We start from the raw sequence: 21,560 nt of genomic DNA, 5'->3' as shown, positions 1-21,560 counted from the left end.
GGCATACAGATATGAATAGCAACTGGCCGTTGCGGCGACCCTCGCGCGAATGTGATGCGTAAATTACAGCCCTGAAATCTCCTCGTAATCTAGGGCGCATAACGACGGCAAATAGCTCGAAAGCCGCGTCAATTGGCGGTGCCAGCCTACAGCGCCGATTACCCCAGACTGCAAAAGATGGACGCTCCTCGCAGGCAACTGCGCAGGTTCTCGCTCATCTTTCGAGCTACTTATCAGGAGATTTTGATGAACCACACCCCGAACCAATATGTGTCTTGCATCGAGGCTTGCCAGTCGTGCGCCACGGCCTGCCATCAGTGCTTCGCAGCTTGTTTGAAAGAAGACGACGTGAAGATGATGGCACGCTGCATTGCCCTGGACGTCGACTGCGCAGCAGCGTGTAGCTTTGCGGCCGACGCCATGGCGCGCAATAGCGAGCATGCAGCTGCGATTTGCGCGCTGTGCGCTCAGATCTGCAAGGCCTGCGCCGATGAATGCGCCAGGCATGAGGCAGACCACTGCAAGGCCTGTGCGCAGGCTTGTCTCAAGTGCGCCCAAGAGTGCGACGCCATGGCGCGTGCGGCTTAATCCCGTTGCTTAACTCCTGGAGAGCATCTATGAAAACATTCCCAGCTTCTCACTCGCTGTCCGCCGCCGCTGTCATAGCTTGTGGCTTGTTGTCGCCTCTGGCACTGCATGCCCAGACCGCTCCCCACTCGGGCATGAAGGGCGCCGGTATGGATCAATCGATGCCTCACGGCAAGATGGACATGAAGGCAATGATGAAAGAGAACAACGACAAGATGGCATCCGTGCCAATGTCGGGCAACCCAGATGTGGATTTTGCCCAGATGATGCGGGTCCACCACCAGGGTGCGATTGACATGGCCCAGGCCCAGTTGCGGGATGGCAAGGACCCGAAAATGCTCAAGATGGCCAAGGACATCGTTGCCGCTCAGAAAAAGGAAATCGCTGAACTGGATGCATTTTTGGCCCGCAGTGGCAAGACACCTGCCGCTCCTACCAAATAGTCCTGAGTCCGATGTCGCTGCCCTGGCTCTTGGATCGTCAAAATCCAGGGCAGTGCCGTTTGGGAAGGGATCGGATGCCTGTTGCAGTCCAGGCCCTTGATTGAGGTCAAAGGTGGCAAAGGTTCTTGCTTGACACTCCCACCGTGTTAAGGCAACGCTGATTAAGGTCCACCATTGAGAGGGGTCAAACGTTATCCGCAGATGAAGCAGCAGACCTTGGCAATGGCCGCAGATCAAGACAACGGATTCGAGCATTCGCGCAAACCCACCCGACGCGAAGAGTTCTTGCGGACCATGGAGACAATAGTGCCATGGGCCGCTCTGTGCCAGGTGATAGAGCCGCACTACCCCAAAGCAGGCAACGGCCGCCCGCCCATTGGCCTTGAGCGCATGCTGCGCATCCATTTTCTTCAGCACTGGTTCAACCTGGCCGATCTGGCGTGCGAGGAGGCTCTGTATGACAGTGCCAGTCTGCGCCGCTTTGTGGGGATTGACCTGGGCCGCGAACGCGTGCCCGACGCCACCACGCTGCTGAAGTTTCGCAAACTGCTCAATGAGCAAAAACTGGGTGAAGCCCTGTTTGCCAAGGTAGGCCAGCAATTGCAGGAGCGCGGCTTCAAGGTCAACACCGGCACCATCGTGGATGCCACCATCATCGCCGCGCCCAGTTCTACCAAGAACGCCGACAAGGCGCGCGATCCCGATATGCACCAGACCCGCAAAGGCCAGCAGTGGTATTTCGGCATGAAGCTGCACATTGGCGTGGACAGCCAAAGCGGGCTGGCGCACAGCGCCGTGGTGACGGCGGCCAACGTGCATGACAAACACCCGCTGCCCGATCTGCTGCATGGCAACGAGCAGCGCGTGTACGGCGACTCGGCCTACGCCAGCCAGAAGGCTCTGATCCGGGGCAAGGCGCCCCAAGCCAAAGACTTCACCAACCAGCGCACCCGCCGTGCAGGCGAGGTGGACGAAGTTCAGCGGGCCAAGAACCGCAACAAGTCACGCATCCGCGCTCGGGTAGAGCATGTGTTCGGGGTGGTCAAGCGCCTGTGGGGATTCACCAAGGTGCGCTACCGCGGGCTGCAGAAGAACGCCACACGCGCATTCACGGCCTTGGCGCTGGCCAACATTTTCCTTGCCCGAGGGCGACAGCAGGGACAGGTGCGCCCGTAAGGGTGGAAATCGGGCCTCAAGGCCCTGCGAACGGCCCAAATGGGCGGCGCAAGAGGCCACAAAATCCAAAAAATGGCGTCTTCCGCGTTCGCGCGGGAAATTTCGAGGGCTTGTTCAGCGTAGCCCTAAGTCGGCCGTGAGATTGCTGAAAATTCATTCGGCATTTTTGTGCAGCGAACAGTCCGCACGACCATTACCAACGAAGTGCGACAGGCCTCGTTCGCTTTCCTTGGGTCTCGTCTGTTCCTCACAGCGCGCAATCATTCGGACGTATTCAAAGGCCCCATGAGCGCAGCAATGATAGGGCAAGGAAGCGCCTCTCCCGTGTCTTCGCACCTCTCCAGCATGTCTCTCAGAGCGCCTCGCATGCGCTGAAGGTCGCCAACCTTCTCATCGATCTGGTCAAGGCGCCGCCGTGTCACCGTCTGAATAGCCCGGCGATTCCGCCCATCCTCCAGATCCAAGAGCGACTTCACCTCGTCCAGCGAGAACCCAAGGCTCTGAGCGCGCTTGATGAAGCCGATCCGCTGGATCATCGAAGCGGGGTAGCGCCGGAAGCTGCCGGCGTTCTTCGGGATCGGCAACAGGCCGCGTCCCTGGTAGTAGCGGATTGTCTCCACGCCGACGCCAGCGACCTTCGCCAGCCTGCCAACCGTCATCCAATCACCCAAACCTTCGTTCATCGAGCGATCCACTGTCTATTCACGAGCAACACAGAATAACGCAGTACCGCGTAGTTGACCCTTGCCTCCATTTGATCCAAATCAATTTCCCGCAGCTCAGTTGGGAATAGGATCACAGGTGTCAATGGGTCAATAGGCCGCACATGCGCACACTTCTCAACCACCGCAGGATTCGCGCCATCGCGTGGATGGTGCTCGGGGTATGGCTGTTTGCGCTCGGGGCCGGGGTGGCCAATGCCTGCCTTCTGGAGTCTCCGCAGCAACATCGGCATGCTGTCGGGTATGAGCATGTCCCATCGTCCGGGCATGGAAATCATGAAGGCCTCCATGGTGAGCACGAAGAAGGTTCCCACGACCCGTCGAAGGCCCCGTGCCTGAAGCTCTGCGGCGACGTCAACCAGTCCGCCATTCAGAAAGCACCAACCTTCGCGTTCGACCTCGTCGGTTTGGCGCCTCCCGCCTATGGAGACCAGCTGCTGGCTCCGACGTTGGCTCTGCGAGCCATCCCATCGAGGGGTCACCAGCGACCACCTCCCAAGCGGCCGTCGTGGCTGCTGTTCGAGCGTCTCGCGCTGTAGCGCCTCCTTTGAGTTGCCGTGTCGGTCACACCCGGCGCACAACTCATAAGCCTTGACTCTGTACCCGACTACGGAGTTTTCATAGGGCTTTGTCCGCTTGCGGCGACATCGGTTTCGCCCCAATGGCAGGCACCCGCGGCTAAAGGAGAGAGAAATGAAATTCACGCATTCGATCGCGGCCATCGTGGGCGCCGCACTGGTCACCTTGTCTGCGTTCGCGCAGGACAACCATCAGGCCCATCACCCCGCAGGTGCGAGTCCGACCGCGGCCGAGACGCCAAGGGCGCCGACCACCGAGGGCATGGATGCGCAACTGAAGTCGATGCAGGCCATGCACGAACGGATGGTGGCTGCGAAGACGCCTGCGCAGCGCAAGGCGCTCATGGCCGAACACATGCAGGCCATGCGGGCTGGCATGGCGATGATGGGCGCAATGAAGGATGGAGCCGAGTCGGCGCCGACAGCTGAGCGGCAGCAAATGCTCGAAATGCGCATGGACATGTGCCAGTCCATGATGCAGATGATGATGGACCGGATGCCTGAGCCGGCGAAGTGAGGAGGACGACCATGACAACTTCTCACCGCACCGGTCCAAGGTTTTCGCGCTCGCGATGGTTCCTGGGCTTTCTGGTCTTCCTGGCCGTGAGCATCTACATGCTGCTGACGGAACACCGCGGGCACTACCTGGCCGCGCTGCCACTGGTCCTCCTAGCGACTTGCGTCATCGCTCATGTGCTGATGCATCGCCATGCCGTACCAGGCGACGGTAGCAAGGCGAATCCACCGTGCCCGGGAGAGCGCAAATGAACCACGATGCGCCCGCTTATGGGCTTTGGCTGCTCGTCCTCGTGAACTCGGCGGTCTTCATCATGTTCGCCTTCAGCTTCTTCAAACCGCAGACCTCGCGCGACTGGAGAACCTTCGGGACATTCGCAGCGTTCATTGTTGCCTTGTTCGTCGAGATGTACGGCTTTCCGCTGACGCTGTACGTGCTGTCCGGCTGGCTTCAGACCAAGTATCCCAGTCTGGACTTGCTGTCGCACAACAGCGGCCATCTCTGGTCGACCCTGCTGGGCGAGAGCGGCGACCCTCACTTCAGCCCGCTTCATATCGCAAGCTACATCTTCATCGGGGGCGGCTTCTGGCTTCTGTCGAGCGCCTGGACGGTGCTCTACCACGCGCAACGGCACGCCCAACTTGCCGTGAGCGGCCCATACGCCAGGATTCGGCACCCGCAGTATGTGGCCTTCGTGGCGATCCTTTTCGGCTTTCTGCTGCAGTGGCCGACGCTGTTGACGCTGCTGATGTTCCCCTTCCTCGTCGTGATGTATTCGAGGCTGGCAGTCAACGAGGAGAAGGACATGCGCAAGCAGTTCGGCGCCGAGTTCGACGCCTATGCCGCGCGCACGCCGCGCTTCCTTCCCTCCCTCTCGGACACGCGCCAGCGAGGCTGACATGAAGAAGACCCGCTGGCGTCAGCGCATCAATCGACCGTACCTGGCTGCAGCCTACGGACAAGGCGATGGCTGCGGCTCCAGCTCGGATGCGGACATGAGCGCCGCGCCCCGCCGGGCATCGACACACGCAATGCTGATCGCCTGCGACCAGACCTAACGGAGAACCCATGGCAAAGAACAAGAAGGGCGCCAAAGGCGCCAAGCACAAGGCCGATGTGGACGGCACCGGCACTGCCCACGGCTCAGCGCGCGACGAGACAGCGACACGCTCGATCGGCCGCGAGGACTACGAAGCACAGTTGCACATGCTGCAGATCGAACTGGTGAAACTGCAGCGGCATTTCATCAAATGCAACGACCGTATCCTGATCCTCTTGGAGGGAAGGGACGGCGCAGGCAAGGACGGCAGCATCAAGCGGCTGGTCGAACACCTGAGTCCTCGGGAAACACGGGTCGTCGCGCTAGGAAAGCCCTCCGACCGGGATCGCACGGGCTGGTACTTCCAGCGCTACGTCCCGCACCTGCCAGTTGGCGAAGAGCTCGTGGTGTTCAACCGCAGTTGGTACAACCGTGCGGGCGTGGAACCGGTGATGGGCTTCTGTACCGCCGAGGAGCACGAGGAATTCATGAACTCAGTGCCCAAGTTCGAGGAGATGCTGGTCAACTCCGGTATCAAGCTGCTGAAGTATTACCTCGACATCGGCAAGAAGGAGCAGAGCCGCCGGCTCGGGGAACGCCGCCGTGATCCCCTCAAACAGTGGAAGTCGAGCCCGGTGGATGCCGTCGCGCTTAAGCACTGGGACGGCTATACACGGGCGCGCGACGAGATGTTCATGCGCACCCATACGGCCGCGGCGCCCTGGTCTGTCGTGCACGCCGACAACAAACGGTTGGCGAGGCTCAACCTGATCAGAGACATCCTCTCCCGGCTGCACTACGCCGGCAAGAAGCACAAGGTCATCGCTCCCGACCGGGAGATCGTCTTCGAGTTCTCGCAGGACTGCCTGGACTCGGGCCGACTCGCTCGTTGAGACCACGAACACAGCGAACAGGAAGAACAGCCATGAAGTCGATCAACGTTGAAGTCGGAGGGCTCGTATCGAGCCTGAGCGCGGAGGGAGTACGCCGCAAGCTGCTGCAGCTTCCCGGCGTCCATCATGCAGATGTCAACTATGTTGCGGGAAGCGCAACGGTCCATCTCGATGAGGGACAACTCAGTGTCGAGGATCTGCGCCAGCGCATCGCCGAATGCGGCTATCACTGCCGTGGCGAGCAGACGCCCAAGCACGTGTGCGCGCCCGCCGCTGGCGTCTCTGCCGACCCCAGCCATGCGGTGCACGGCCATCACGGCGCACCCGCACGTCAGGCGCAAGAGATGGGGCATGAGGGGCACCACGCGCATGCCCCCGCCACGGCCGCACGCGCGAAGGCTGCGGCCACGACGCCCGCCGCCCATGCTGCGCACCAGGCCCACGCAGGCGACCCTGCGATGGACGACATGATGCACGACATGGGCCACGGGTCGGGCTCGATGCAGGACATGGCTCGGGACATGCGCAATCGCTTCTTCGTGGCCCTGGTCTTCGCCATTCCCGTGTTCTTCTATTCCCCGATGGGGAAGATGTTCGGCGACTTCCAGACGCCGTTCGGGCTGGACGACAAGCTCTTTCTTTTCTTCCTCGCAAGTGCCGCGATCATCTATCCAGGTTGGCCTTTCTACGTGGCGGCGTGGCGCGCGCTGCGCAACGGCGTCGCCAACATGGCCACGTTGGTCGTGCTGTCGGTGGGCACCGGCTACCTGTTCAGCATCGGCGCGACCTTCTTCTACGAGGGTGAGGTGTTCTATGAAGCGGCATCGGTGCTGCTGGTCTTCATCCTGCTGGGGCACTGGCTGGAGATGCGCGCGCGCGCGGGCGCATCCGACGCGATTCGCGCGTTGATGGATCTCGCCCCACCCATGGCCACGGTCGTGCGCAACGGGGTGGAGACCAAGGTACCGACCGCCGAGGTTGCAGCCGGGGAACTGGTCGTGATCAAGCCCGGCGACAAGATCCCGGTGGATGGCGAGATCGTCGAGGGCGCGTCGCAAGTGGACGAGTCGATGCTGACGGGCGAGTCCATGCCGGTCAAGAAGGGCGTGGGCAGCACCGTCGTAGGCGCCAGCATCAACAAGAGCGGGAGCTTTCGCTACAAGGCCACGAAGGTCGGCGCGGACACGGCCTTGGCGCAGATTGTCAAGCTGGTCCAGGAGGCCCAGAACTCGAAGGCCCCCGGCCAGCTGCTGGCCGACCACGCATCCCAGTGGCTGGTGCTGGCGGCGATCGTGATTGGCCTGCTGACCTTCAGCGTCTGGTACTGGGTGATGGGACAGACATTACTGTTCGCACTCACCTTGACCATCACCGTGTTCGTGATCGCATGCCCTGATGCGCTGGGGCTGGCCACCCCGATGGCCATCATGGTCGGGACCGGGCTGGGCGCAATGAACGGCATTCTCTTCAAGAATGCGGCCGCATTGGAGAACGCCACCAAGTTGACGGTCGTGGTGTTCGACAAGACCGGCACCTTGACACTGGGGCAGCCCGATGTCGTCGAGATGGTGGCCGCGCCCGGTGTCGAGGAGACGCGGCTTCTGGCGACGGCCGCCGCGGTGGAGAAGTTCTCCGAGCACCCCCTCGCGCTCGCAGTGCTCAAGCGTGCGGGAGACATGCCGACGGAGGTCACCGAGAACTTCACCAACATCGATGGGCAAGGCGCACGGGCCACTATCGGGGGCGAGACGGTGCTCCTGGGCAACCGGCTGCTGATGCAGTCGGAACAGGTGGATCTGGCCCCCCTTGCCAGCGAGGCGGCGCGGCTGCAAGGCGGGGGGCGCACTGTGGTCCACGTCGCGCGCGGTGGCCGGCTGATCGGCCTCATCGCGATCGCCGATGCCGTGCGGCCGACCTCGCGCGAGACGATCGCCAAGCTGCAGGCACGCGGCGTGAAGGTCGCGATGCTGACCGGCGACAACCAGGCGACCGCCGAGCGCATCGGCAAGGAACTGGGTATCGACATCGTGCTTGCGGATGTGTTGCCCGGGCAGAAGGCCTCCAAGATCAAGGAACTGCAGCAGCAGGGTCACAAGGTCGGCATGGTCGGCGACGGCATCAACGACGCTCCGGCGCTGACGCAGGCCGACGTGGGCTTTGCGATTGGCGCGGGGACGGACGTTGCGATGGAAAGCGCCCAGGTGGTGTTGATGAAGAGTGACCCCTACGACGTGGTCGGGGCCATCGAACTGTCCCGGGCGACGCTGCGCAAGATGCACCAGAACCTCTGGTGGGCCGTGGCCTACAACGTGATCGCCTTCCCGCTGGCGGCCGGGGTGCTGTATCCGTTCACCTTGTCGCCCGAGGTCGCTGCATTGTCCATGTCGGGCAGTTCCGCGATCGTCGCGATCAATGCGCTGATGCTCAAGCGCACGCGCCTGCCGGGGATCAAGCGCGTGACGTCGCGTGCCAGTGTCCCAGCGGCCGCGTCAGCCTGAGCGGCGGGCCACCATGGTAGAGAGCCGCGCCATGCGATCACCGCGCGAATCCGGGCCCACCCGCCAGCAAGACCTCGGCGTCGCGCAGCTGGGTTGGCTCGCTGCGGCCGTATTCGTCGTCTCGGCCGGATATGGGGCACTGATGCCCTTGATCCCCGACTGGCTGCGGCCCTTGATGGGCGACGCGGATCCTGCGGCGCTTGCGCGCCATGTCGGCTACCTCAGCGGCATCTACACGGCGGGCATCCTGCTGGGTGCGCCCCTGTGGGGCATGCTGGCGGACAGGCTGGGGCGTGCCCGCGTGTTGCTGGTGGGCCTGATCGGCTACGTGGCCAGCCTGCTCCCGCTGCTGCGCCCCGAGTCCCTGGGCGTGGTCGGCATCTATGCGCTGCGCGGCGCGACGGGCTTTTTTGTGGCCGCGGTCGTGCCGGTGGTGCCGGCGCTCGTCGCGCAGTACACCCCAGAATCGATTCGCGCCAGGCGCTTTGCATGGCTGGGTGCGATGTCGCTGCTCGGGTTCCTGTTCGGCCCCGGCCTGAACGCCGCTGCAGAACGGCTTGTCGGCCTGGGCTTCTTGAGCGTGCTGGTACAGGGCTCATCGACCACGCTCGTAATCGCACTCTCGGCCGCGCTCGGCGCGCTGATGATGCTGGGCCTGGCCGCAACGCTTCCCGCACCTTCCTCCCTTGGAGAGGCGGACGCAGCCGATCACGACGGAGCACCCCGGAGCCGCTCCCTGGCGCTCTGGATTCTCAACGGTGTGGTCATGTTCGTGCTTGCCGGCTTTGAACTCGGCATCGTGCTGCAGGGCCAGCGCCACCCCGATCTCTCCTCCCGAGAGGTGTCGTTGATGTTCGCCGAGTGCAGTCTGGTGATGCTGGGCGTCAACGCGGTGCTGTTCTTCACCGGCCTGCTGGAGCGCGCCGACCCACGCCGCGTACTGGCCTGCGGCATGGTCCTGGGCATCGCCGGGCTCCTGATGCTGGCCCGCCATGGCAGCGAGATGTGGCTGTACGTCGGCGTGAGTTTCACGGCTGCGGGCACGGGTCTCGTGCTCCCCACCCTGGCCTACCTCGCTGCCGGCACCTCGGCGCGGCGGCTCGGTATCGCGATGGGAGGGCTCGCCGCGGCAGCCGGCCTCGGACAAACACTGGGATCGGCCGCCACCGGATGGCTATTCGGCGCTGTGATGCAGAGCACCTTTGCGTGGCTGTCGATTCCACTGGCCGCCACCCTCGCGCTGCTGCTCATTCCGCGGCGTTGGTGGCCAGCCAACCCCGTCCTGGTGAGCGCTTCACCGTCCCGCACTTTTCTCACTTCCACGGAAACCGAACCATGAGACTGATCCTGATGTCCCTGCTCGCAGCGCTTGCCCTGTCGCTGAGCGGATGCGGCTACAACGACTTCCAGCGGCTGGACGAGCAGACCAAGTCCGCCTGGTCCGAGGTGCTGAACCAGTACCAGCGGCGCGCCGACCTGATCCCCAACATCGTCGCGACCGTCAAGGGCGAGACCAACTTCGAGCAGGAGACGCTGACCCGGGTGGTCGAGGCCCGCGCGAAGGCGACCTCGATCCAGGCCACGCCGGAACTCGTCAACAACCCCGAGGCGTTCCAGAAGTTCCAGGCGGCACAGGGCGAACTGTCCGGCGCGCTGAGCCGGCTGCTGGTGGTGAGCGAGAACTACCCGCAACTCAAGGCGAACCAGGCTTTTCAAGACCTGCGTGCCCAACTTGAGGGCACGGAGAACCGCATCACCGTGGCGCGTGGGCGCTACGTGAAGGCGGTGCAGGATTACAACGTGCTCACGCGCAGCTTCCCGACCAACATCACGGCCAAGCTGTTCAGCTACGTCGTCAAGCCCAATTTCTCGGTCGCCGACGAGAAGGCCATGGCGGCGCCGCCACAGGTCGATTTCGGCGCCTCGGCGCCGGCGGCGCGCCCCTGACATGAGAACGCCCAGAACAGCGGTGCTCTCTCCGGCGGCCCCTCTTCGGCTGGCCCACGCTCTGGCCTGGCTGCTGCTGAGCCTGTTCCTTTCGGTCGCGTCCGCGCAGGAGTTGGTCGCCGTTCCCCCGCTGCAGGCGCGCGTCACCGATCTCACGGGAACGCTCGCCGCCGATCGTGTCGCCGCGCTGGATGCGCAGCTTCGGGCCTTCGAGCAACGCAAGGGCGTGCAGATCGCCGTGCTGATGGTCCGCTCGACGCGGCCCGAACCCGTCGAGCAGTACACCCTGCGGGTGGTAGAGCAATGGAAGCTCGGCCGTCGCAAGGTGGACGACGGCGCGTTGCTCCTGGTGGCCAAGGACGACCGCACCGTGCGCATCGAAGTCGGATACGGCATCGAGGGTGCGCTGAGCGACGTGGTATCGCGGCGCATCATCGACGAGGTGATCACGCCGCGCCTGCGCCAGGGCGATTTCGACGGCGGCATCGCCGCAGGCGCCGAACAGATCATGCGGGTGATCGATGGCGAGGCCCTGCCTGCGGCGGACCCACGGCGGCAGGGGCAGACCAACGACATCGGGCAGGCCTGGCCCTTCCTGTTCGTCGCGGCCCTGATGCTGGGCGGAGTGCTGCGCAACGCCCTCGGCCGCCTTCCAGGCTCCCTGGTCACGGCTGGCGTGCTGGGTGCCGCTGCGTGGCTGTTGGTGGGCACCTTCGCGGTGGCCGCGGTGGCTGGACTGGCGGGATTCCTCGTCACGCTGCTGGGCATCGGCATGGGTGGCCACGGCGGCCTGCACGGGCGCCACCGGGGAGGCGGCTGGCCGGGCGGAGGATTCCGCGGCGGCGGCGGCGGCTTCGGTGGCGGCGGCGCGTCAGGACGGTGGTGAGATGAACATGCAACGACTTCTTCGCCACCTTGCGACCACGGATCGCGCAGTCCGCCGCGCCTTCCCCCCGCGTGCCCTGGATGCGATCGAGCAGGCCATCCGCACGGGAGAGTTCCAGCATGGGGGCCAACTGCGCTTCGTGGTCGAGGGTGCGCTGGACGGATCGCCACTGTGGCGCAACCAATCGCCGGGCGAGCGGGCGCTGGACCTGTTCGCACGCCTGGGTGTGTGGGATACGGCGCACAACAGCGGCGTCCTGATCTACGTGCTGCTGGCCGACCGGGCCGTGGAGATCGTGGCCGATCGCGGCATCCATGCCTGTTGCGGTGCCGAAAGGTGGTCGGCTGTGTGCCAGCGCATGGAAGCCCAGTTTGCGCAGGGACGCTTCGAGGCCGGAGCCCTGGAAGGCATCGTGGCCGTCAGCCACCTGCTGGTGCAGCACTTTCCGCGGGGCGCGGACCACGGCAACGAGTTGCCGGATCGGCCGGTCCTTCTTTGAACGACAACATCCTTGGAGACCTACCATGCAACTTCAGTTTCTGGGTGCCACCGGCACCGTGACCGGTTCCAAATACCTGCTGCGCCATGGCGACGCGACCATTCTGGTGGACTGCGGCCTGTTCCAGGGATTCAAGCAGCTGCGCCTGCGCAACTGGGAGCCGCTGCCGGTCGCGCCCAAGACCGTCGACGCGGTCGTGCTCACCCACGCCCACATCGACCACAGCGGCTACCTGCCACTGCTGGCGCGACAAGGCTTTCGCGGCCGGGTTTACTGCACGTCCGCGACGCACGAGCTGTGCAAGATCCTGCTCACCGACAGCGGCCATCTGCAGGAGGAAGAGGCGAAGTTCGCCAACCGGCACGGTTTCTCCAAACACCAGCCCGCGCTGCCGCTGTACACCCGTGAGGACGCCGAGCGCTGCCTGAAGCTGTTCGCGCCACGTCCGTTCTCTCAGGACTTCGAGGCGCTGCCCGGACTCACCGCGCGGTTGACGCCTTCCGGGCACATGCTCGGCTCGGCCTTCGTGCACCTCAACGACGGCCGGCGATCCGTGCTCTTCTCCGGCGACATCGGCCGGCCCAACGACCCGGTGCTGCGCCCGCCGGTGCAGGTCCCCGGCGCCGACTACCTGCTGGTGGAATCCACCTACGGCAACCGCAAGCATGAAGCGTCCGACGCACTGGCGCAGCTGGAGACTGTCATCAACAAGACGGCCGCCCGTGGAGGGGTCGTGGTCATCCCAGCGTTCGCTGTCGGCCGAGCGCAGAGCCTGATGTACGGCATCTACCAGCTCAAGAAGCAAGGGCGCATCCACCAGCACCTGCCCGTGTACCTGGACAGCCCGATGGCCATCGATGCCACACGGCTGTACCACGCCCATCGCGACGAGCACCGGCTCTCGCCCGAGGAATGCGAGGGCATGTGCCATGCCGCGAAGATCGTCAACAAGGTCGAGGAGTCCAAGGCGCTCAGCGCCGGTCGTGGACCGATGGTCATCATCTCCGCCAGTGGCATGGCCACTGGAGGACGCGTGGTGCACCACCTCAAGTCATTCGCGCCCGACCATCGCAACACCATCCTGTTCGCCGGCTACCAGGCGGGCGGCACCCGTGGCGCCGCGATCGTGCACGGCGCGTCCACCGTCCGCATCCATGGCCAGGACGTGCCGATCCGCGCCGAGGTGGCCTCGCTCGACAACCTTTCCGCCCACGCCGATGCCGACGAGATCCTCGCGTGGATGCGCGGCTTCACGCAAACACCGCGCCGAACCTTCGTGACCCACGGCGAGCCGGAGGCGGCCGATGCGCTGCGCGCGCGGATCGACCATGAACTGGGCTGGTCGGTTGCCGTGCCCGAGTACCTGCAGACGGTGGATCTGGTATGACGGCGCACCTGCACGAGACCGGCACCGGCACCGGCACCGGCACCGGAGAGGATGGCGTGAACACGCTGCAGGCGTGGCGCACCGGCATCGACACCCATCAGGAGCCGGTGGTCTACATGCGGCGCGACTGCCCTGTCTGCCGGTCGGAGGGTTTCACGACCCAGGCGCGCGTGCAGCTGACGGCCGGCCGCCGCAGCATCGTGGCGACGCTCAGCGTCGTCGATGGGGATTGGCTGGCCGAGAACGTCGCTGGCCTGTCCGAATCGGCATGGGCGTCGCTGGGGGCGCAGCCGGGCCAGCTGGTCACGGTGACCCATGCACCGCCGCTGGATTCGCTCAGCCATGTCCGGGCCAAGGTCTACGGCAATGCCCTGGGCGATGCCGAGTTCAGCGCCATCATCTCCGACGTCGCGGCGGGCCATTACTCTGACCTGCATCTGGCCACCTTCATCACCGCCTGCGCCGGCGATCGCCTGGACCTCGCGGAGACCGTCTCGCTCACGAAAGCCATGATTGGCGTCGGTGACCGCATCGATTGGGGGCGCCCGCTGGTGGTGGACAAGCATTGCGTCGGCGGCCTGCCCGGCAACCGCACGACCCTGCTCGTGGTGCCCATCGTGGCCGCCTGCGGCCTCACGATGCCCAAGACCTCCTCGCGCGCCATCACCTCGCCGGCCGGGACGGCCGACACAATGGAGGTGCTGGCGCCGGTGAACCTGGATGTGCGAAGCATGCGGCGCGTGGTCGAACGCACGGGCGGCTGCATCGTCTGGGGCGGCTCGGTACGGCTCAGCCCCGCCGACGACATCCTCATCCGCGTCGAGCGGCCGCTGGACCTGGACAGCGAGGGCCAGCTCGTCGCCTCGGTCCTGTCCAAGAAGGCCGCTGCGGGCTCGACCCATGTGCTGATCGACCTGCCCGTGGGTGCCACCGCCAAAGTGCGCAGCGCGCAGGCCGCGGCGGCGCTCGGTCGGCGCCTGCAGGAGGTGGGCAGCGCCATCGGCCTGCACGTGGCCTTGCGCGTCACCGATGGTGAGCAGCCGGTCGGCCGCGGGATCGGCCCGGCACTGGAGGCCCGCGACGTGCTGGCCGTCCTACAAGGGACGCCCGAGGCCCCGGCCGACCTGCGGGAGCGAGCGTTGCGGCTGGCGGCGGACATCCTCGAAATGGGCGGTGCAGCGCCCGCCGGCGGCGGCCTGACGCTCGCCACGCAGGTGCTGGCCGACGGCCGCGCCTGGGCCACGTTCGAGGCGATCTGCGCTGAGCAGGGCGGCCTGCGCAGCATCCCGGTGGCAACGCATCGGCACACCGTCGCATCGCCGTCCACGGGACGGGTCTCCCGAATCGACAACCGGCTGCTCGCGCGGGCGGCCAAGCTCGCCGGAGCACCGACCGCCGCTGCCGCCGGCATCGACGTGCATGCGCGCCTGGGCGACCAGGTCGAAGCGGGACAGCCGCTCTTCACGCTGCACGCCCAGGCGCCGGGCGAGCTGGCCTATGCGCTGCAGTTCGTCCGCTCGCGCCCACCGATCTTCCAGATTTCGGAGAACCTATGAAACCTCTCGTTTTTCACCTGCCGGGCGACGAAGACTTCGCCGATGGACTGATCCGGGCGTTGGGCGCGCAGCGGGCTGCCCTGCAACTGCACCGGTTCCCGGACGGCGAGTCGCTGGTGCGGCTGGACGCCGACGTCACCGGCCGCACCGTCGTGATCGTGGCCAGCCTGGCACAGCCGGACGCCAAGGCGCTGCCCTTGTTGTTCGCCGCGGACGCAGCGCGCGACCTCGGCGCCACCCGCGTGTTGCTGGCTGCCCCGTACCTGGCGTACCTGCGTCAGGACCGGCGCTTCAACACGGGCGAAGCCATCACGTCCCGCACGTTCGCTGCGCTGGTGTCGACGGTGTTCGACGGTATCGTCACCGTCGATCCCCATCTGCACCGCTACCGCTCGCTCGGCGAGGTCTACCGGGTGCCGACCCGTGTGGTCGAGTCCGCGCCCGCCATCGCGGCCTGGGTCGCAGCCCATGTGGACCGTCCCGTGTTGATCGGACCCGATGCGGAAAGCGAGCAATGGGTCCAGGAAGTCGCGCGCTTGGCTGGCGCGCCGTTCACGGTGTTGCAGAAGATCCGCCGGGGCGACAAGGACGTGGAGGTCAGCCTTCCCGACACCGCGGCCCTGGCAGACCGCCAGCCCGTGCTCATCGATGACATCGTGTCCAGCGCGCGCACGATGATCCAGGCAATCGCCAGTGTGCGCAGCGTGGGATTGCCGCCACCGGTGTGCATCGGGGTGCACGCCCTGTTCGCCGCCGACGCGTACCACGCACTTCTTGCGGCAGGGCCCCAGCGGGTGGTGACCTGCGACACCGTGCCGCATGTCTCTAACGGCATCAGCGTGGTGGCACCGCTGGCGACAGCGGTGCAGGAACTGATGGAAGCCGGCGCGCCATGAGCCGCTGCGCCGCGCTCGCCATGACGCTCACGATCGAGGGGAGATGACTGCCCATGTGCTTTTCCGCACCCGCCAGTTTCACGGCCGCAGCGGTTCTGCTGGGCCTGGGGACCGTCACCATGCGCCGGGCCCGCTCACGGCGCGAACTGCCGTATGCCGCCATCCCGCTGCTGTTCGGGGTCCAGCAACTGCTCGAAGGCTGACGTTCCCCGACCGCGCGCCCTTGCTGAACGTGGCGCTGACGCATCTCTACTCGTTCTTCTCGCACGTCCTGTGGCCGATCTACGTCCCGCTGGCTGCGCTGGCGCTGGAGAGCGTCCGTTGGCGCCGTCGGGTTCTGGTGGCCATTGCAGTCGCGGGCGCGCTCGTCGGTCTGTACCTGCTGGCGATGCTGGTGAAGCTGCCCATCACGGCCCGCGTGGTCGGCCAGCACATCCTCTACGACTCTCCGCACTTCTACGTGATGACCACGATGGCCCTGTATCTGATCGGCACCTGCGCAAGCCTGATGGTTTCTAGCCACCGGCGCGTGGCGGCTTTTGGGGTGGCCGCCTTTGTCTCCGCAATCGCCGCCTACATGTTCTATGCAACCTGGTTCATCTCGGTGTGGTGCTTCTTTGCCGCTGTGCTCAGCTTCATCGTGCTGTGGCAGTTCCGTGAGCCCCGAGCGAGGCTGGCCGTGCCATGACGAATCCTCCGGCCAGATTCAAGCCCGCACTGGCCTACGCGGACTGCGGCCGCACGCAGGGCCCGATGCGCCGCGCGGCGTTCTTCACGGTTCAGTTGCTCGACGGATTCGAGACCATGCGCGATGCGGTCGCCGGCCGGCTGCCGACGGTATTCGCGCAAGCGGAACTCGCGCAAGGCACCAAGACCGGGCACTTCATCGCCGCGTTCTGCATCCTGTCCCTGCACCGGGTAATCGAGGAGGGCTCATGACCGCACAAAACCGTCTGTCCGTTCTGTTCTCCGACATCGCACCGGCGGACCAGGCCGCGCTGCAGCAACGGCTTCCGACCCACTGGCACGCGCACTTCGTCCAGAACGAACGCCTGGTGGTATCCGATGTCGGCGATGAAGACACCGAGGTGCTGTGCGTCTTCGTGCGCACGCGCGTTGACGAATCGGTGCTCCGGTTGCTGCCGCGCGTGCGGCTCGTGGCAACGCGCTCCGCGGGCTTCGATCACATCGACCTGCAGGCTTGCCGCCGACGCGGCATTGCCGTGTGCAACGTGCCGGACTATGGGTCCGCCAGCGTCGCCGAACATGCCTTCGCGCTGCTGCTGGGCGTGGCTCGCCATCTGACACAAGCCCACGAGCGGGCGCGCCAAGGTTCTTTCGCTTACCGCGGCCTCACCGGCTTCGAGCTGGAAGGAAAGACGCTGGGCATCGTCGGGCTGGGCCGGATCGGGCGCCACGTGGCCCGTATCGCCCTGGGCTTCGGCATGGAAGTTCTCGCGTACGACCCGGCCCTCGCCCCATCGCTCGACATCACGGCAGCACCCATCGCCGGCGTCCGCGTGGTGACGTGGGAGCAGATCCTGCAAAGCAGCGATGTTCTGAGCCTTCATGTTCCGGCCACGCAGGCCACGCACCACCTTCTCGATGGCCAGGCCTTCGCGCGCATGAAACCGGGCATGGTACTGATCAACACGGCACGGGGTGCGCTCATCGACGACGCCGCCCTGCTGCACGCACTGGAGGCAGGTACCGTCGCCGCAGCAGGACTGGACGTGCTGGAACAGGAAGGGGATCTGTCTCCCGAAGTGCCCACGGGCTGCGGCGGACTGGGTTGCGATACCGGCTGGTCGGCATCCAGCCCACTGCTGACGCATCCGCGTGTGCTCGTGACACCGCATGTCGGGTTCAATACGTCGGAGGCGATCGCGCGCATCCTCGACGAGACCATCTCGAACATCGCAGCCTGGCATGCGGGCCGCCTGCGCAACAGGTTGGATGAGCCATGACGCGACCGAACCGCCCCGTTTCCACCGTGCGTCTTGCGGGCCGCCCAACGCAACGCTCGGCGCTGCGCCGGGCCACGCAGATCGCTATGGCCCTGAGCGGGTTCCTGCTCTGGGTGGCCTGGCACCGGGGCCTGATGCGCTGCGATACCCACCGGGCGGCCGACCGCTTCGCCGAAGTGCTGCAGCGATTGGGCACGACCTTCGTGAAGCTGGGCCAGCATCTCAGCCTGCGGGCCGACATTCTGGCGCCCGATGCGCAAGAGGCTCTGGCCAGCCTGCAGGCCAATGTGGCGCCGTTTCCTCCCGAGCAGGCGGTCCAGGAGGTCGAGGCGGCGCTCGGCCGCCCATGGCAGCAGCTCTTCGCACGCTTCGACATGCACGCGCTCGCCGCGGCCTCGATCGCCCAGATTCATCGTGCAGCCCTGCCGGACGGGACGGAAGTGGTGGTGAAGATCCGCCGCCCTGGCGCGGCCGAGCAGGCCGAGACCGACATGCGCATCCTGCGCCGCATCGTCCTGGTCATGCAGGGGCTCGTGCCCTCGCTGCGTCGCTGGGGGCTGGCAGCCATCGTGGACGAGGTTGCGGCCAACTTCCGCTACGAGATGGATTTGTCGCGCGAGGCAGCTTCCGTGCGACGTTTCGCCGACGCCTGGCGCGGCTCTGCCGACATCGTGATCCCCGACGTGGTGGACGGCCTGTGCACGCCGACCGTCATGGTCCAGCAGTTCAGCCACGGAGCTCACCTGCACGGTCTGCCTTCGTCCACCGCGGTGGCGGCCGCGGGCAAACTCGTGGACAGCTACGTCGCCCAGATCTTCCGCGATGGCTTCTTCCACGGCGACCCCCATCCCGGCAACGTCTTCGTGATGGACGATGGCCGCATATGCCTGCACGACTTCGGCATCGTGGGCCGGGTCGACGGCAACATGCGGCGGGCGCTGGTGGCGTTCGCCCTGGCCTTCGTCGAGCAGGATGCCGAATGGGTGGTCGATGCCTGGCTCGACCTGGGCCTGCTCGGCGACGGCACCGATCGGGCCGTGTTCGTGCCTGTCGTGCGTGCCCTGGTCGCAGACTGCGCACAGAGGCCGCTGAAGGACTGGTCGCTCTCAGGTGCTCTCGCGCAGCTCGTGGCGGCGGGCCGGACCCAGGAAGTCCGGCTGCCCAGGGACCTCCTCGTGCTCACGCGTACCCTGTTGTTGCTCGAAGGGACGGTGCGCCTGCTGGCACCCGAGTTTTCCATCATCGAAGCCATCTCTCGCCACACGACCACGGGCGTCTTCGACGAGCCCAAGTCTGCGGCATCGCAGCGTCTGCCATATGAACTGGGGAACGCGGCCCACGCCCTGCCCTCCCTGATGGCGCGGCGTCTGCACAGCGTCTTGCGGCAGGGTGACCTGCTGCAACTGTCGATCAAGCCGGATGCCAGGATGCTGAGCGGGATCGACCGCCTCGGCCGTCGCGTCGCGCTGGCGCTCGTGACGCTCGGCCTGTACATCGCATCGAGCTTGTTGATGCAGCACGGCGTGGGCCCGCGCTGGGGCGACATGCCGGTACTCGCGCTGCTGGGCTATGCGCTGGCGATCCGGTTCACGTTTTCCATCGCGCGCAGCCGCGGCTGAGGCGCCTCATCAAGCAAGGAGTCAGGCATGAACAAGGTCAGAGTGGCGGTGAACGGATACGGTGTGATCGGCAAGCGGGTGGCGGATGCGGTCGCACTCCAGGAGGACATGGCGCTAGCCGGCGTCGCGGATGTGGTGCACGACTATCGCCTGCAGGTGGCCGCGCAGCGCGCTTTCCCGATTTACGCGGCGACCGCTGAAGCCGCACAATCGATGCGTGCTGCGGGGCTTCCTGTCGCGGGCGATCTGGCCGACCTGCTCGCCAACGCGGACGTCGTGGTCGATTGCACACCCAAGAAAGTCGCCGCGGTCAACAAGAGGGCGTACGACGCTGCCGGTGTGAAGTCCATCTTCCATGGCGGCGAGTCCCACGCGTTGACCGGTCATTCGTTCGTCGCGCAGGAGAACTACGCAACCGCGATCGGCCGCACCTCCACCCGGGTGGTGTCCTGCAAAACGACGTCGATCGTGCGCACCCTGGGGGCGCTTCGGACAGCGGGCCTGCTCAAGCGAGCCCGCGGGACGCTGATCCGCCGGGCTTCCGACCCGTGGGAGGCGCATGCGGAGGGCATCATCAACACGCTCGTGCCGGAGAAGACGATCCCCAGCCATCAGGGACCGGACGCGCGCACTGTGATCCCGGACCTGGACGTCGTCACGATCGCGGTCAAGGCGCCGCACAACAGCAGCCACCTGCACACCTGGTGGGTCGAACTGACGAGGCCGGCCACGCGCGACGAGGTGCTGGCGGCCTTTCGCGCTGCGCCACGGATCGCGTTCGTGCGATCCTCGGATGGTCTCGTGGCCCTCAACAGCACGGTGGAACTGATGGCCGATCTCGGCCGCCCGCGCGGCGACCTGTGGGAGGTCGCGTTGTGGGAGGACGTGCTTTCGGTCGATGGCGATCAGGCGTACTACACCTACCAGGTCTTCAACCAGGCGATCGTAATCCCCGAGACCATCGATGCCATTCGCGCCTTGAGCGGCATCGAGACCGATCCCCAGGTGTCGATGGCGCGCACCGATGCTTCGCTGGGACTGCAGCGTGATTTCATCCGTGACCGCGTCCAGGTTCGACGATGAGTGAATTCGATGATCCCGCGCTGGTCGGGCTCGGGCTGGCACTCGCTTCGGGACTTCTGATCGGCCTGGAACGGGGATGGCAGCAACGCGAGCGGCCCGAGGGACATCGCGTCGCGGGCGTTCGCACCTTTGCGCTGATCGGCCTGCTCGGCGGCCTTGGCGGGCTGCTGGCCCAGCGCTGGGGAGCCGGCATGCTCATCGCGCTGCTCGTACTCGTCGGGGTGTATCTGGTGGTGGGCTACCTGGTGACGGCGCATATGCATGCCGTGATGGGACTGACCACGTCCGTCGCCGCCCTTGCGACTTTCGCCATCGGGGCGCTGGCGACCAGTGGCGCTTGGCGCGTTTCGGCGGTCGCCGCCGTGGTCGTGCTGGCGCTGCTGCGTTTCAAGCAGCTCTTGCACGCCGGCGTCGGCAAGCTGTCCGAGGCGGAGATCAGCAGCGGCACGCAGTTGCTGTTGATCAGCGTGGTCGTACTGCCCGTACTCCCTGATCGTGGCTTTGGCCCCTATGAGGCGTTGAATCCCTATCGCCTTTGGTGGGCCGTTGTCCTGCTGGCAGTGCTGTCGTTCGCTGGGTTCGTCCTGATGCGCTCGCTCGGCAGGAAACGAGGGCTGGTATTCACAGCGCTGCTCGGCGGGATCGTGTCGAGCACCGCCACCACGGCCACGTTGGCGCGCTGGGCCGGGCAGACGCCAGGCTGGCATCCACTGGCAGCGGCGGGGGCGGCGCTCGCCTGCGCAGCCATGTTTGCGCGCATGGCGGCTCTCGTCGCCATCGCAGCCCCCGGCATCGGCTGGGACCCGGTGGTCATCTTCGTGGCCATGGCCGTGGCTGGCGGTGTTCTGGGGACGTTCCTGGCGGCGCGGTCGCCCGCCGACGACTTGCCCGAACTTCAGCTTGGCAACCCATTGCAGCTGCGCTCCGCGCTCCAGTTCGCAGCCTTCCTGGCCGCGGTGATGCTGGCAGGCCGCTTTCTTGCCGATCGCTTCGGGGATGCTGGCGTCATGCTGACCGCCGCTGCCTCGGGTCTGGTGGACGTCGATGCGATCACGCTCTCGATTGGCCGCCTGGTGACCGAGGGCGCCGTCACCGCCGCTTCGGCCACCCTGGCCTTGTTCATCGCCGCATCCGTCAATCAGGTCACCAAACTTGTCCTGTTGATGTCGCTGGGCGGTAGGGCGCTCGCATGGAGAGTGCTCCCGTCGTACGCGGCCATGGCTGCTGCTGGCTTTGCCGTCGCCCTGGGCTTGACCTGAAACAGCG

23 protein-coding genes and 1 pseudogene are annotated in these 21,560 nt (G+C 65.7%); 23 read left to right on the top strand and 1 reads right to left on the bottom strand.

The genetic code is table 11. The features are described from left to right. Nucleotides 1-177: 177 nt before the first annotated feature. The 3 genes from C380_RS06055 to C380_RS06045 all read left to right on the top strand — a co-directional run bounded on the left by C380_RS06055 (nt 178) and on the right by C380_RS06045 (nt 2,207). The gene (locus tag C380_RS06055; RefSeq protein WP_015012978.1) at nt 178-588 is read left to right on the top strand and encodes a four-helix bundle copper-binding protein; all 411 of its coding nucleotides are present in this window, start codon (nt 178-180) and stop codon (nt 586-588) included. Nucleotides 589-722: 134 nt separating this feature from the next. After that, nucleotides 723-1,031, top strand: coding sequence for a DUF305 domain-containing protein (locus C380_RS06050; protein ID WP_051022494.1), 309 nt, complete (start codon nt 723-725; stop codon nt 1,029-1,031). Nucleotides 1,032-1,232: 201 nt separating this feature from the next. Further along, nucleotides 1,233-2,207, top strand: a complete 975-nt coding sequence (locus C380_RS06045; RefSeq protein WP_015012976.1) for an IS5 family transposase — start codon at nt 1,233-1,235, stop codon at nt 2,205-2,207. Between the two features lie 260 nt (nt 2,208-2,467). Here the strand turns inward: C380_RS06045 and C380_RS06040 are convergent, their stop codons facing one another. Then, on the bottom strand, nt 2,468-2,890 hold the full coding sequence (locus C380_RS06040) for a MerR family DNA-binding protein (protein WP_003090234.1): 423 nt from the start codon (nt 2,888-2,890) through the stop codon (nt 2,468-2,470). A 143-nt stretch (nt 2,891-3,033) separates the two neighbouring features. Between C380_RS06040 and C380_RS25255 the strand changes: the two genes are divergently transcribed. The 20 genes and pseudogenes from C380_RS25255 (at nt 3,034) to C380_RS05950 (ending at nt 21,553) form a co-directional block, all read left to right on the top strand. Next, on the top strand, nt 3,034-3,468 hold the full coding sequence (locus C380_RS25255) for a hypothetical protein (protein WP_079279895.1): 435 nt from the start codon (nt 3,034-3,036) through the stop codon (nt 3,466-3,468). Nucleotides 3,469-3,622: 154 nt separating this feature from the next. After that, on the top strand, nt 3,623-4,024 hold the full coding sequence (locus tag C380_RS06030) for a hypothetical protein (RefSeq protein ID WP_003090236.1): 402 nt from the start codon (nt 3,623-3,625) through the stop codon (nt 4,022-4,024). Between the two features lie 11 nt (nt 4,025-4,035). Next, entirely contained in the window at nt 4,036-4,275 is a 240-nt protein-coding gene (locus C380_RS24310; RefSeq protein ID WP_009516014.1) for a DUF2933 domain-containing protein, read from the top strand. Continuing rightward, complete coding sequence (locus tag C380_RS06025; protein WP_003090238.1) at nt 4,272-4,922, top strand: isoprenylcysteine carboxylmethyltransferase family protein; 651 nt, start codon at nt 4,272-4,274, stop codon at nt 4,920-4,922. The genes C380_RS24310 and C380_RS06025 overlap by 4 nt, the downstream gene beginning before the upstream one ends. Before the next feature lies 1 nt (nt 4,923). Next, the gene (locus C380_RS25250; RefSeq protein WP_009516017.1) at nt 4,924-5,082 is read left to right on the top strand and encodes a hypothetical protein; all 159 of its coding nucleotides are present in this window, start codon (nt 4,924-4,926) and stop codon (nt 5,080-5,082) included. Between the two features lie 10 nt (nt 5,083-5,092). Beyond that, nucleotides 5,093-5,956 carry a polyphosphate kinase 2 gene (ppk2, locus tag C380_RS06020; RefSeq protein ID WP_003090242.1) on the top strand — a complete coding sequence of 288 codons (864 nt, stop codon included), beginning with the start codon at nt 5,093-5,095 and terminating at the stop codon, nt 5,954-5,956. Nucleotides 5,957-5,988: 32 nt separating this feature from the next. Beyond that, nucleotides 5,989-8,454: a cation-translocating P-type ATPase gene (locus tag C380_RS06015; protein WP_006226038.1), complete on the top strand. Its 2,466-nt coding sequence runs from the start codon at nt 5,989-5,991 to the stop codon at nt 8,452-8,454. A 31-nt stretch (nt 8,455-8,485) separates the two neighbouring features. Next, nucleotides 8,486-9,793: an MFS transporter gene (locus C380_RS06010; protein ID WP_015012974.1), complete on the top strand. Its 1,308-nt coding sequence runs from the start codon at nt 8,486-8,488 to the stop codon at nt 9,791-9,793. Then, nucleotides 9,790-10,401, top strand: coding sequence for a LemA family protein (locus C380_RS06005; RefSeq protein WP_009516025.1), 612 nt, complete (start codon nt 9,790-9,792; stop codon nt 10,399-10,401). The genes C380_RS06010 and C380_RS06005 overlap by 4 nt, the downstream gene beginning before the upstream one ends. Nucleotide 10,402: 1 nt before the next feature. Then, nucleotides 10,403-11,287, top strand: coding sequence for a YgcG family protein (locus C380_RS06000; protein ID WP_009516027.1), 885 nt, complete (start codon nt 10,403-10,405; stop codon nt 11,285-11,287). Nucleotide 11,288: 1 nt separating this feature from the next. Beyond that, complete coding sequence (locus C380_RS05995; protein ID WP_003121538.1) at nt 11,289-11,786, top strand: TPM domain-containing protein; 498 nt, start codon at nt 11,289-11,291, stop codon at nt 11,784-11,786. 25 nt (nt 11,787-11,811) lie between these two features. After that, on the top strand, nt 11,812-13,173 hold the full coding sequence (locus C380_RS05990; protein WP_003090261.1) for an MBL fold metallo-hydrolase: 1,362 nt from the start codon (nt 11,812-11,814) through the stop codon (nt 13,171-13,173). Then, nucleotides 13,170-14,729: a thymidine phosphorylase family protein gene (locus tag C380_RS05985; RefSeq protein WP_015012973.1), complete on the top strand. Its 1,560-nt coding sequence runs from the start codon at nt 13,170-13,172 to the stop codon at nt 14,727-14,729. The genes C380_RS05990 and C380_RS05985 overlap by 4 nt, the downstream gene beginning before the upstream one ends. After that, complete coding sequence (locus C380_RS05980; protein ID WP_015012972.1) at nt 14,726-15,625, top strand: ribose-phosphate pyrophosphokinase; 900 nt, start codon at nt 14,726-14,728, stop codon at nt 15,623-15,625. Before C380_RS05985 ends, C380_RS05980 begins: the two co-directional genes overlap by 4 nt. 53 nt (nt 15,626-15,678) lie before the next feature. Next, nucleotides 15,679-16,313 (top strand): annotated as a pseudogene (locus tag C380_RS05975) (DUF6629 family protein). Further along, nucleotides 16,310-16,564: a hypothetical protein gene (locus tag C380_RS05970; protein ID WP_009516033.1), complete on the top strand. Its 255-nt coding sequence runs from the start codon at nt 16,310-16,312 to the stop codon at nt 16,562-16,564. The pseudogene C380_RS05975 and the gene C380_RS05970 overlap by 4 nt, the downstream one beginning before the upstream one ends. Further along, nucleotides 16,561-17,592, top strand: coding sequence for a hydroxyacid dehydrogenase (locus C380_RS05965; RefSeq protein WP_003121543.1), 1,032 nt, complete (start codon nt 16,561-16,563; stop codon nt 17,590-17,592). Before C380_RS05970 ends, C380_RS05965 begins: the two co-directional genes overlap by 4 nt. A gap of 86 nt (nt 17,593-17,678) precedes the next feature. Then, complete coding sequence (locus C380_RS05960) at nt 17,679-19,211, top strand: AarF/ABC1/UbiB kinase family protein (protein WP_170962203.1); 1,533 nt, start codon at nt 17,679-17,681, stop codon at nt 19,209-19,211. A 27-nt stretch (nt 19,212-19,238) separates the two neighbouring features. After that, nucleotides 19,239-20,294: a type II glyceraldehyde-3-phosphate dehydrogenase gene (locus tag C380_RS05955; protein ID WP_015012971.1), complete on the top strand. Its 1,056-nt coding sequence runs from the start codon at nt 19,239-19,241 to the stop codon at nt 20,292-20,294. Then, nucleotides 20,291-21,553 carry an MgtC/SapB family protein gene (locus tag C380_RS05950; RefSeq protein ID WP_003121546.1) on the top strand — a complete coding sequence of 421 codons (1,263 nt, stop codon included), beginning with the start codon at nt 20,291-20,293 and terminating at the stop codon, nt 21,551-21,553. The genes C380_RS05955 and C380_RS05950 overlap by 4 nt, the downstream gene beginning before the upstream one ends. Nucleotides 21,554-21,560 lie beyond the last annotated feature (7 nt).

Origin of the sequence: Acidovorax sp. KKS102 (assembly GCF_000302535.1) — a bacterium.
Classification (GTDB): domain Bacteria; phylum Pseudomonadota; class Gammaproteobacteria; order Burkholderiales; family Burkholderiaceae_C; genus Acidovorax.
The sequence above is the reverse complement of the archived record's forward strand: the minus strand, read 5'-3'. Positions and strand labels throughout refer to the sequence as shown.